Below are 10,775 nucleotides of genomic sequence, written 5' to 3' on the forward strand. Positions count from 1 at the left end.
GGCTCCGCTTCGCTGCGCCGACGTGCGCCTGCGCCTTTCCAGCCTGTCCGGCGCCTGAGGACTGAGGCGCGCAGCGCCGAACCGCGCCGCAGGCGCCAGCGGACCCGCGCCGATGAGCGCGACCGGCACCGATTCCAGCCCGTCCGGCGTTTGAGGACGAGGCGCGCAGCGCCGACCGCGTCAGCCAGCGCAAGGCGACCTCCAGCCCGTCCGGCGCCTGAGGACTGAGGCGCGAAGCGCCGAACCGCGCCGCAGGCGCAAAGCGAAAGGCGAGGCCCACCGCAGACGCAACCACCCCCAGCCCCGCCGCCAGGCACCCGCCCAGCGCGACCTACACCAGAGGATCCGCACCCAAAGAATCGAGCACCGGCGGCGAAGGCCGCTGGGGCTTAGGCATGACGGCCGCCTCGGAGTGCCCGCCGCAGCCGTAGTCGAGGGCCACGACGTGGCCGTCCGCCGGGGAGAACTCGTTCGCGCAGACGCCGAAGGCCTGGCGCAGCGAGCCCGCGATCGGGACCAGGAACGCACACGTCATACACGCGGCAGGGGCCGCCTGGGCCATGGGCGTCTTCGGGCCGTACGACTCCTCCCAGCGGTCCGCCGCCGAGTGCAGGCCGTAGCGGGAGAGGACCCGGGCCCGCGCCATGCCGATCTCCTCGGCGACCGCCCCGATCTCCGCCCGGCGCGGCGAACCCGGCTCGGGTTCCTCGGGGGCGATCTCCGGCGCCGCGTTGGGCGGCGGGGTGTCCTCGCCGGAGACGCCGGGCTCCAGACGCAGGTCCTCCGCCTCCGTCGGCAGGAGGTCGCCGGGGCCCAGGTCGCCGGGGCGCAGGCGCTCGCTCCACGGCACCCACTCCGGCGCGAGCAGCGCGTCGGTGCCGGGCAGCAGCACCGTCTCGTCGAGGGTCACGACCTTCGCCCGCGAGGCGCGGGCCACGGTCACCGCCCAGCGCCAGCCGCGGTAGCCGGGCAGCGAGCACGCGAAGAAATGCGTGACGACCCGGTCGCCGTCCGGCTCGGAGGTCACGCCGAGGTGTTCGCCGACGACATCGGGGCCGGCCATCTCGACGGCCGCCTCACGCGCGAGCTCCACAGCCTCGGCACACAGGCGGTCCGGCGTACGGCTTCGCATCGCAGCACTCACAAGAATCGATTCTCTCGGTCAATAAAGGGCCGGGCCGTCCGTCTCGGACACGAAGCTCGCAGCGGAGCGGACCGGTGGGCCGCGTCGACGCGCGCGCTCCGCGACAGGCGGACAGCCCTTTCACCCTACCGGGCCTCCCGGCGCCGCGTGCCCTCCCGGGCCCCCGGACCGTGTCCGCATGCCCCACCCGGCCATGGTCCGCCCGGCCTCCGGACCCGCCCCGCCAGGGCCTTGAGCGAGCCCCACCCCCGTACGACACCGGCCCGGCGGGTTCGTGAAACCCGTCCGGACCACGCCCGGAAACCCGACCCCGTACCCACCCCACTCCCCTATCCGCGCGGCCCCAGCACTGTCCCGATCCCGCACCGGATCTTTCCCGTCCCATCCGATATCAGCCGCAGTGCGGCACTATGGCTGTCGTGGTGACCGAAAAGACCGGGACGGCAGAGAGTCACCCCCTGTCCCGCATCCGCCAGGCCGGGGGCGCCGTCGGACACGCCCTGGGGCGGTCCGTGGGCGGGACCGGGCGGCGGATCCGGCGGGCCACCCACGCGCAGGGCGCGGGCGAGTCGGGACTGGGCCGGCTGATCGAGCTGCACGCCGTGAACGCCGCCGGCGACATGATGATCACGATCGCGCTCGCCTCCACCGTGTTCTTCTCCGTGCCGACCGACGAGGCCCGGGGGCGCGTGGCCCTCTACCTGCTGATCACCATGGCGCCCTTCGCCCTGCTCGCCCCCGTGATCGGCCCCTTGCTGGACCGCGTCCCGCACGGCCGCCGCGCCGCCATGGCCGGGACCATGCTGGCGCGCGCCGTGCTCGCGCTCGCCATGGCCGGCGCCGTGGCCACGGGCTCGCTGGAGCTGTATCCGGCCGCGCTCGGCGTGCTCGTCGCCTCCAAGGCGTACGGCGTGGTCCGCTCCGCCGTCGTGCCCCGGCTGCTGCCGCCGCAGATCTCCCTGGTCAAGGCCAACTCCCGGGTCACCCTGTCCGGGCTGCTCGCCACCGGTATCGCCGCCCCGGTCGGCGGGCTGCTCCATCTGATCGGGCCGGGCTGGCCGCTGTACGGGGCGTTCGTCATCTTCGTCGCCGGGATGTTCCTGTCGTTCGCCCTGTCCCACGACGTCGACTCCGCGCGCGGCGAGGGCAAGGCGCAGCTGGCCTCCGGGGAGGAGGGGCCGCTGCACGTACGGCCCAAGCCCGGACTGCGGACGGTCGGGCCCGCCGTCCTGCACGGGCTGCAGGCCAACGCGACGCTGCGGGCGCTGTCCGGCTTCCTCACCTTCTTCCTGGCGTTCCTGCTGCGCGAGAACCCGCCGGGCGACCTCACCCCCGAGATGACCCTCGGCCTCGCCGTGGTGGCGGCCGGCGTGGGCAACGCGCTGGGCTCCGTCATCGGGTCCTGGCTGCGGGCGCGCCCGCCGGAGAAGATCATCGGCACGGTGCTGGCGTTCGCCTTCGCCGCCGCGATCTGCGCGGCCGTGTTCTTCGGGCTGATCGCGGTCGTCGCGCTCGCCGCGGTCGCGGGCATCGCCCAGTCCCTGTGCAAGCTGTCGCTGGACGCCCTGATCCAGCGGGACGTGCCCGAGCACGTGCGCACCTCGGCCTTCGCCCGCTCCGAGACGATGATGCAGCTGGCCTGGTGCGTCGGCGGCGGCATCGGCATCCTGCTGCCGCTGAACGGGGTCGCCGGGATGGCGACGGCCGCCTCGCTGGTGGCGCTCGGGGTGGTGGCGACCGTCCGGGGGCTGGTCACCTCCGCGCGGCGCGGCACGCCGCACCCGCGCGTGGTGTGATCACGGCGGGCGGGTAGCCTGCCACCCATGAGCACGTTCATCTCTCGCGGCATGGGCCGCCGCGTCGCCGCCACGGCGGCGATCGCAACTCTGTCCGTGGCCTTCCTCGCTGCCTGCGAGAAGCCGTCGCCGGTCGCCCAGCTGACGGTCAACGACAAGACGGTCACCGCGGAGGCGACCTGCTACAACGACGGCGACACGATCAAGCGTGCCGAGGTCATCAAGTGCCTGGCCAAGAAGAGCGGCCACTCGATCTCGATGAGCGAGCTCGACCAGCTGCGCATCGGCGTCGACCCCGAGACGGCGGACGACGGCTGGTACCTCTTCGCCAACGGCCAGCAGCTCTACCCGGACCGGATCGACAAGACGTACTTCCAGCTGAAGGGCGAGAACCTGCTCTTCAACCAGCAGGAGGGCGGCTTCGCCGACACCGTGCAGCTCCAGATCGTCCAGGCCGCCGACGAGGGCGGCCAGCTGAAGGACGTCAAGGGGATGTGGGACTTCAAGGTCAAGCGGGACTAGTCCCGCCGAGACGTCTTCAGGGGTGGCTGTGACCGAGACGCGTGTCCTGATCGCCACGGCCGTCGCCGCCGAGCGCGACGCGGTCGCGCCGGCGCTGGCCGGCCACTCCTCGTACGACGTGACCGCCGTGGGCGTGGGTCCGGCGGCGGCCGCCGCGGGCACCGCGCTCGCGCTGCTGGGGCCCGAGGGCCCGTACGACCTGGTCGTCTCCGCCGGTATCGGCGGCGGTTTCCCCGCGGCCGTGCCCGTGGGCGGGCTGGTGGTCGCCGACGCGATCGTCGCCGCCGACCTCGGCGCGGAGACGCCCGACGGCTTCTCCTCCGTCGCGGAGCTGGGCTTCGGGACCGTACGCCACGACCCGCCGGCCGCACTCGCGCGTGCCCTGGCCGAGGCCACGGGGGCCGTGTACGGGACGGTGCTCACCGTCTCCACCGTGACGGGAAGCGCCGCGGGCGCCGACGCGTTGCTCAAACGGCACCCGGGCGCCGCCGCCGAGGCGATGGAGGGGTTCGGGGTGGCCGAGACGGCTGCCCGGCTGCGGATCCCCGTGCTCGAGATCCGCGGGATCTCCAACGCCGTCGGACCGCGCGACCGGGACGCCTGGCGGATCGGCGACGCGCTGGCCGCCCTGACCCGCGCGGTGGCGGCGCTGCCGCCGGTGATCGACGCCTGGAGGGGACCTCACTGACATGGACCGGCTCAGCTTCGCCTACTCCCCCTGCCCGAACGACACGTTCGTCTTCCACGCCTGGGCGCACGGGCTGGTGCCCGCCGCCCCGGAGATCGACGTGACCTTCGCGGACATCGACATCACCAACGGCATGGCCGAGCGCGGCGAGGGCGACATCCTCAAGGTGTCGTACGCCGTGCTGCCGTACGTCCTCGACGAGTACGCGCTGCTGCCCTGCGGCGGCGCGCTCGGACGGGGCTGCGGACCGCTGGTGCTGACGCGCTCCGAGCGGGAGCCCGCGTCGCTGGCGGGAGCGCGGGTCGCCGTGCCCAGCGAGCGGTCCACCGCCTATCTGCTCTTCCGGCTGTGGGCGGCCGCCGAGGTGCCCGGCGGGGTCGGGGAGATCGTGGTGCTGCCGTTCCACGAGATCATGCCCGCCGTCCGCGACGGCAGGGTCGACGCGGGCCTGGTGATCCACGAGGCGCGCTTCACGTACCAGAACTTCGGGCTGCACAAGGTCGCCGACATGGGCGAGCACTGGGAGGACACCACCGGGCTGCCCATCCCGCTCGGCGCGATCATCGCGAAGCGATCGCTGGGCGCGGGCCTGCTGCGGCTCCTCGCCGAATCGGCGCGGGCGTCCGTACGGATGGCGTGGGACGACCCGGAGGCGTCGCGTGCGTACGTCATGGAGCACGCGCAGGAGATGGACGGGGCGGTGGCGGACCAGCACATCGGGCTGTACGTCAACGAGTTCACGGCGGACCTCGGCGAGGCCGGGTACGCGGCGGTCCGCGGGCTGCTCACCCGGGCGGCGGCGGAGGGGCTGGTGCCCCCGCTGGCACCGGACGCGCTGGTCCTTCCCTGATCCGGCGCCGGGGCGCGCGGCAAGCACGAAGGGCCGGGGGAACTCCCCCGGCCCCTGTCACTGTCCGGGTGCTCAGACGTCGAGCTGGTCCGCCACCGCGCGCAGCATGCCCGCGATCTTGCGGCCGTGGACCTTGTCGGGGTAGCGGCCGCGTTCCAGCTGCTGGGTGACGTTCTCCAGCAGCGTGGTCAGGTCCTGGACGATCGACGCCAGCTCGTCGGGCTTGCGGCGCTGCGCGGCCGCCACCGAGGGGGCCGGCTCCAGCAGCGTGAGAGAGAGGGCCTGGTCACCGCGCTGGCCCGCGACCACGCCGAACTCGACGCGCTGGCCGGGCTTGAGGGTCTCCACGCCGGCAGGCAGCACCGAGGAGTGGACGAAGACGTCGCCACCGTCGTCGCGGGAGAGGAAGCCGAAGCCCTTCTCGCTGTTGAACCACTTGACCTTGCCAGTCGGCAAAGCACTGTCCCTTCTCGACCTGCCCCGCACCCGCGCCGCAGTATTCCCGGTAACTACCCACTCGCAAGTTATCCCAAAGGCGCGCGGTCGTCATCAGACATAGGGGGCCGTGCGGCAGGCGGCCTGCCCGCCCTGGCCTACGCTTGCGATATGAGCACGCAGTCCCCCGCCGCCGGCGTCGCCGACCGGCTCGTCCGGATCGGCGCGATCGTCTTCGGCATCGGCGCCCTGGGCACCCTCGCCACCGTGATACCGCTGTTCACCGGAGCCGATCCGCTGCCGACGGCGGCGTATCTCGTCTCGATGCTGATGGGTGTCGGGTTCGCCCTCGCGCTCGGCGGGCTGCTGCTGCAGGCCCGCCAGTCACGGCGTCAGGCCCGGTCGGCGGAGTAGCCCGCCGCATACGTCTCCAGCCAGTCGGGGAAGGACCGCAGGTCCGGCAGGACCACGTCCGCCCCCTCCGTGCGCAGCTCGTCCTCGCCGCACGGCCCCGTGGGCACCGCCACGGACAGCGCGCCGGCCGCACGGGCGCCCCGTACGTCGCCGACGTGGTCGCCGACGTACACCGCCGCGCCCTCCTCGCGCAGGGCCTCCGCCTTCGCCTCCGCCCACAGCCAGCCGATCGTCGCGTCCGGCTCGATGCCGAGGTGCGCCAGATGCAGTTTGGCGTTGGGGGTGTGCTTCGCCGTCACCACGATCGCCCGGCCGCCGGCCGCCTGGACGGCGGCCACCGCCTCGCGGGCCCCGGGCATGGCGGGCGTCGGCCCGATCGCGTACTCCGGGTAGATCTCCCGGTAGCGGTCGCCGACCTCCGCGAGCCGCTCCTCGGGGAACCAGTGGGCGAGTTCGACCTCCAGCGGCGGACCGAGCCTGGTGACGGCGAGGTCCGCGTCGATGAAGACGCCCGTCTCCGCGGCCAGCGCCTGGTACGTGGCCCGGATGCCGGGGCGGGAGTCGATGAGCGTCATGTCCAGGTCGAAGCCGACCGTCAGCGGTGTGATCACCCGCCCATTCTGCCGCCCGGCGATCGCGGCGCGGCGACCCTCTAGACTTAGCCGAGCCTTACCTGATTTTGCTCTGATCGACTTTTAGGACGTACCGAATGCGCGCTCGGCGACTCGGCCGGCTCGCGGCGGCGTTCGCCGCCCTGCTGGCGGCCGTGCTGCTGAGCCTGGCCGTCGGCAGCCGGCCGATCGCCCCGAGCGCCGTCCTCGACGCGCTCCTGCACGGCGGCACGGACGAGGCCTCCCAGGTCGTACGGTCCCTGCGGCTGCCGCGCACGCTGATCGGCGTGCTGGTCGGCGCGGGCCTGGGCGTCGCGGGCTGCGTACTGCAGGGCATCACCCGCAACCCGATCGCCGAGCCCGGCATCCTGGGCATCAGCCAGGGCGCCTCGGTGGGCGTGGTGCTGGCCATCGCCTACGCCGGGGTGCACTCGCTGACGGGGTACGTGTGGTTCGCGTTCGCGGGCGCCGCGCTCGCGTCCGTCGCCGTGTACGCCATCGCCGCGGGCGGGCGCGGCGGGGCGACGCCGGTGAAGCTGGCGCTCGGCGGGGCCGCGGTCAACGCGCTGCTCGTGTCGGTGGTCTCGGCGGTCCTGACGACGAGGTCCGCGGCGCTGGACGAGTTCCGCTTCTGGCAGGTCGGCTCGCTGGCGGGCCGGGACGCGGCGGTCCTCGGGCAGATCTGGCCGTTCCTGCTCGTGGGGCTGGTGCTGGTGCTCTCCGTGGCGCGCGGGCTGGACGCGCTGGCGCTGGGCGAGGACGTCGCGAAGGGGCTCGGGCAGAACGTCGCCCTGGTACGGGCCGTCGCCGCCCTCGGCGCCACGGTCCTCACCGGGGCGGCGGTCGCCGCCGCCGGGCCGATCGCGTTCATCGGGCTCGCCGTCCCGCACGTCGCCCGGGCCGTGGTGGGCACCGACCACCGGTGGATCCTCGCCGTCTCCGCGCTGCTCGGGCCCGTGGTGCTGCTGGTGTCCGACACCGTCGGCCGGGTGCTCTTCCCGCCGTCCGAGGTCCCCGCGGGGGTGATGACGGCGCTCATCGGCGTGCCGTTCCTGGTCACCCTCGTACGCCGGAAGGCGGTCGCCGCGTGACGGCCCCGGTCGAGGAGCGGGTCCGTCCCGCCGGTTACGCGCTCGCCCGGCCGGGCCGGGCGTCCTTCCTCGTCCACCGGCGGGCCACGCTGGTCGCGGCCGTGCTCGCGGTCCTGGTGGCCGCGGCGGTCGGGGTGGCGCTGTGCGTGGGGGAGACGTTCGTCGCGCCGGGCGAGGTGCTGAAGGTGGTCCTCGGGCAGCCGTCGCCGGACGAGCTGGTCGTCGGCACGCTGCGGCTGCCGCGCGTGGTCACCGGGCTGCTGGTGGGCCTCGCGTTCGGCGCGGCGGGCGCGCTGATCCAGACGGTGGCGCGCAATCCGCTGGCCAGCCCCGACATCATCGGCGTCTCGGCGGGCGCGAGCGCGCTCACCGTGGGCGCCATGACGTACGGGCTGACGGACTACCGGACGCTGCCCTGGGTGAGCGTCGCCGGCGGGCTGCTGGCCGCGGCGCTGGTGTACGCGTTCGCCTGGCGGGGCGGGCTGCAGGCGGCGCGGTTCGTGCTGATCGGCATCGGCTTCGCGGTCGCCCTGCGGTCGGTCACGCAGCTCTTCCTCACCAAGGGCGACCAGTTCGTCGCCCAGCAGGCCAAGGTCTGGATGACCGGCTCCCTCAACGCCCGCGGCTGGGACCAGGCCAACCCGCTGCTGATCACCCTGCTCGTCGCCGTCCCCGCGCTGCTGTGGGCCGCGCGGGCCCAGCGCACGGTGGGGCTGGACGACGACACGGCGACCGCGCTCGGCGTGCGGCTGGGCCGTACCCGGCTCGGGATGGCGGTGCTCGGCGTGGTGCTCGCATCGATGGCGACCGGTTCCGCCGGGCCGGTGGACTTCGTCGCCCTGCTTGCCCCGCAGATCGCCCGCCGTCTCACCCGTACCGCGCAGATCCCGCCGCTGAGCTCGGCGCTCACCGGCGCGTTCATCGTCGTGACCGCGGACGTCCTGGCCCGCAAGCTGCTCGCGCCGACGGAGCTGCCCGTCGGGGTGCTCACCGCGGCCGTCGGGGCGCCGTATCTGGCGTGGCTCATCGTCCGCAGCCGTACGGGTGGCAAGGCGTGAGCTCTGTCCACCCCCGTCCTCCCGGAGTTGCCGCATGACCCGCCTCGAGGCCCGCGACCTCACCCTCGCCTACGACGAGCGGACCGTCGTGACGGACCTCAGCCTGAGCGTCCCCGACGGGAAGGTCACCGTCATCGTCGGGCCCAACGGCTGCGGGAAGTCCACACTGCTGCGCTCCCTCGGCCGGCTGCTCAAGCCCCGGTCGGGCGCGGTCCTGCTGGACGGCGACGATCTGCGGACCCTGCCCACGAAGCGGATCGCGCGGGCCGTGGGGCTGCTGCCGCAGTCGCCCGCCGCCCCCGAGGCGATCACCGTCGCGGACCTCGTGGCGCGCGGGCGGCAGCCGCACCAGAGCTGGTGGCAGCAGTGGTCGGCGGAGGACGAGCGGGCGGTGACCGAGGCGATGGCGCACACGGATGTCGCGGCGCTGGCGGACCGTCCGGTGGACGAGCTGTCCGGCGGTCAGCGGCAGCGGGTGTGGATCGCGATGGCCCTGGCCCAGGAGACGGATCTGCTGCTCCTGGACGAGCCGACGACGTACCTCGACATCTCGCACCAGGTGGAGGTGCTGGACCTGGTACGGCGGATGGCCGAGCCCAGTGAGCGCCGGCCGCAGGGGCGGACGGTGGTGGTCGTGCTGCACGACCTCAACCAGGCGTCGCGGTACGCGGATCATCTCGTGGCGATGAAGGACGGGCGGATCGTCGCCTCGGGGGCGCCGTCGGAGATCGTGACGGCGTCGCTGATGCGGGAGGTCTTCGCGCTGGAGGCGGTCATAGCGGAGGATCCGGTGACGGGCGGCCCGCTCGTGGTGCCGGGGCGGCCCTGGCACGGTTAGCGCTCCGCGCGGGGTGCGGTTTCGTGTGCCCCGGCCGGCGCCGCCCCGCGCCTTCGGCGCGGGGGTTGCCCCCCGCCCGCACGCCACCCGTTGCGGTGTGTCTTGCCTGACGCCGGCGCCTGGTTCGGGTCGGGTCCCGGGGTCGGCGCCGCCCGCGCCTTCGGCGCGGGATTGCCGCCACCCACATGCCACCCGTGACTGGCTGGCTTGCCTGACGTCGGCGCCCGGGTTCGCGTGGGGACCGCCGACTGCCGTCAGGCGTCCTCCGACGGGACGCGGCGGCGGGCGCGCCAGAGGAGGAACAGGGCCGAGGCTACCGCCGCTGTGCGGACCGCCCAGGGCAGGGCGTCGGTCAGGGCGTCGCCGAACGCGTCGTCCGCCAGGGGTTCGCCCCAGCGGCCGGCGACCCGGCCGTACAGCCAGACCAGCGCCAGCGTGGCCACCGTCGCCGGCACGCCCAGTGCCGCCCACTTGGCCTCCGTACGCGACAGGCGGCGCGAGCCGTACGCCATCAGCCAGCCCGCCAGCACCGCCAGGACCTGGCCGAGCACCGCGCCCGCGAGGAGGGCCGCGATCGCCAGCACCTCCAGCGGGCCGGAGGCGCGCAACACCCGGCCCAGCGGGCGCAGGCCGGGCGACCTGCGGGCGGGCGTCTCCGCCTCGTCGTCGTCCGCGTCCTCGGCGTCGGCCTCGTCCTCCGCCTTCTTGGCCGACGGCTCCTCGCCCACCGGGGGCCGCAGGAGTTCGGGGAGTTCGATGCCGCCGGTGAAGCCGGGCACGATGTCGCTCATCGGGCCCGGCTCGGACTGTCCGCCGAAGGGCCCGGCCTCGATCCGCCACCAGTCGTGGTCGGGCCGACCCAGCTCGTCCTCCCCCGCGAGATGCGGCGGCGACGCACCGGCCGGCGGCGGCGGTACGACGGGGGCCTCAGGCTCACGCCGCGGACGCGGCACCTTGCGCTCCAGGCCCGTGCGCGGCCGGGGCAGCCGCGCGGTCAGCCCCGTGGGCCTGGGGGGCTCGGGCACGACCTCCGGGATCGCCGCGCCGGGATCGTCCGCCGCGGCCTCGACGATGGCGCTCGGCGGGCCGAACCGCTCCAGGATCCGCTTCACCGCCGCCGCGGAGTGCGCCCCCTCCTCCGCCCGTACCCGGTCGATCCGCGTACGCAGCTGCGTCACCAGGCGCATCCGGTCCCCGGACGGCAGCGAGCGCTGCTGGGCGAGGTCGCCGACCTTGCTCAGAAAGTCGAGGACCAGCTGGTCGCCTTCGATGCCCACGATGTCCCTACGGGGTCTGCTAGTTGGGTCACGGGTAGCGTATCGGCTCCG

11 protein-coding genes and 1 pseudogene are annotated in these 10,775 nt (G+C 74.3%); 8 read left to right on the forward strand and 4 right to left on the reverse strand.

The window, feature by feature from the left end:
• Nucleotides 1–358 precede the first annotated feature (358 nt).
• A pseudogene (locus AB0M28_RS15220) lies at nt 359–1,132 on the reverse strand (DUF3027 domain-containing protein); the annotation flags it as partial.
• 422 nt (nt 1,133–1,554) lie between these two features.
• Between AB0M28_RS15220 and AB0M28_RS15225 the strand changes: the two are divergent.
• Genes AB0M28_RS15225 through AB0M28_RS15240 form a run of 4 tightly spaced genes read left to right on the forward strand, consistent with a single transcriptional unit; the run spans nt 1,555 to nt 5,000 of the window.
• Nucleotides 1,555–2,940: an MFS transporter gene (locus tag AB0M28_RS15225; protein WP_365403636.1), complete on the forward strand. Its 1,386-nt coding sequence runs from the start codon at nt 1,555–1,557 to the stop codon at nt 2,938–2,940.
• Between the two features lie 27 nt (nt 2,941–2,967).
• The gene (locus tag AB0M28_RS15230) at nt 2,968–3,462 is read left to right on the forward strand and encodes a DUF2771 domain-containing protein (RefSeq protein ID WP_365403639.1); all 495 of its coding nucleotides are present in this window, start codon (nt 2,968–2,970) and stop codon (nt 3,460–3,462) included.
• Nucleotides 3,463–3,490: 28 nt separating this feature from the next.
• On the forward strand, nt 3,491–4,150 hold the full coding sequence (locus tag AB0M28_RS15235) for a futalosine hydrolase (protein WP_365403641.1): 660 nt from the start codon (nt 3,491–3,493) through the stop codon (nt 4,148–4,150).
• A 1-nt stretch (nt 4,151) separates the two neighbouring features.
• Entirely contained in the window at nt 4,152–5,000 is an 849-nt protein-coding gene (locus AB0M28_RS15240) for a 1,4-dihydroxy-6-naphthoate synthase (protein ID WP_365403644.1), read from the forward strand.
• Nucleotides 5,001–5,072: 72 nt separating this feature from the next.
• On the opposite strand, the gene AB0M28_RS15245 is transcribed toward AB0M28_RS15240, so the two are convergent.
• Complete coding sequence (locus AB0M28_RS15245) at nt 5,073–5,456, reverse strand: cold-shock protein (RefSeq protein WP_365403647.1); 384 nt, start codon at nt 5,454–5,456, stop codon at nt 5,073–5,075.
• A gap of 150 nt (nt 5,457–5,606) precedes the next feature.
• On the opposite strand from AB0M28_RS15245, the gene AB0M28_RS15250 reads away from it, so the two are divergent.
• Nucleotides 5,607–5,849, forward strand: a complete 243-nt coding sequence (locus AB0M28_RS15250; RefSeq protein ID WP_365403649.1) for a hypothetical protein — start codon at nt 5,607–5,609, stop codon at nt 5,847–5,849.
• Here AB0M28_RS15250 and AB0M28_RS15255 read toward each other — a convergent pair.
• On the reverse strand, nt 5,828–6,460 hold the full coding sequence (locus AB0M28_RS15255; RefSeq protein ID WP_365403652.1) for an HAD hydrolase-like protein: 633 nt from the start codon (nt 6,458–6,460) through the stop codon (nt 5,828–5,830). The two genes, AB0M28_RS15250 and AB0M28_RS15255, sit on opposite strands and share 22 nt — an antisense overlap.
• Nucleotides 6,461–6,558: 98 nt before the next feature.
• Here AB0M28_RS15255 and AB0M28_RS15260 point away from each other — a divergent pair, with 98 nt between their 5' ends.
• From AB0M28_RS15260 to AB0M28_RS15270, 3 genes are read left to right on the forward strand one after another with little or no spacing between them, the layout of a single operon-like run.
• The gene (locus tag AB0M28_RS15260) at nt 6,559–7,551 is read left to right on the forward strand and encodes an iron ABC transporter permease (RefSeq protein WP_365403655.1); all 993 of its coding nucleotides are present in this window, start codon (nt 6,559–6,561) and stop codon (nt 7,549–7,551) included.
• Nucleotides 7,548–8,609, forward strand: a complete 1,062-nt coding sequence (locus AB0M28_RS15265) for an iron ABC transporter permease (RefSeq protein ID WP_365403658.1) — start codon at nt 7,548–7,550, stop codon at nt 8,607–8,609. Before AB0M28_RS15260 ends, AB0M28_RS15265 begins: the two co-directional genes overlap by 4 nt.
• 34 nt (nt 8,610–8,643) lie before the next feature.
• Nucleotides 8,644–9,447 (forward strand): ABC transporter ATP-binding protein, encoded by an 804-nt coding sequence (locus AB0M28_RS15270; protein ID WP_365403661.1) that lies wholly within the window; start codon nt 8,644–8,646, stop codon nt 9,445–9,447.
• Between the two features lie 254 nt (nt 9,448–9,701).
• On the opposite strand, the gene AB0M28_RS15275 is transcribed toward AB0M28_RS15270, so the two are convergent.
• Entirely contained in the window at nt 9,702–10,724 is a 1,023-nt protein-coding gene (locus AB0M28_RS15275) for a hypothetical protein (protein ID WP_365403664.1), read from the reverse strand.
• Between the last annotated feature and the right edge of the window lie 51 nt (nt 10,725–10,775).

It is taken from the genome of Streptomyces sp. NPDC051940, assembly GCF_040680895.1.
Taxonomy (GTDB): Bacteria; Actinomycetota; Actinomycetes; order Streptomycetales; family Streptomycetaceae; genus Streptomyces.

Bases quoted from the DNA above. Each gene is read 5' to 3' on its own strand.
- AB0M28_RS15240 (WP_365403644.1), top strand. From the start codon at position 4,152: ATGGACCGGCTCAGCTTCGCCTACTCCCCCTGCCCGAACGACACGTTC.
- AB0M28_RS15230 (WP_365403639.1), top strand. From the start codon at position 2,968: ATGAGCACGTTCATCTCTCGCGGCATGGGCCGCCGCGTCGCCGCCACG.
- AB0M28_RS15260 (WP_365403655.1), top strand. From the start codon at position 6,559: ATGCGCGCTCGGCGACTCGGCCGGCTCGCGGCGGCGTTCGCCGCCCTG.
- AB0M28_RS15270 (WP_365403661.1), top strand. From the start codon at position 8,644: ATGACCCGCCTCGAGGCCCGCGACCTCACCCTCGCCTACGACGAGCGG.
- AB0M28_RS15225 (WP_365403636.1), top strand. From the start codon at position 1,555: ATGGCTGTCGTGGTGACCGAAAAGACCGGGACGGCAGAGAGTCACCCC.
- AB0M28_RS15250 (WP_365403649.1), top strand. From the start codon at position 5,607: ATGAGCACGCAGTCCCCCGCCGCCGGCGTCGCCGACCGGCTCGTCCGG.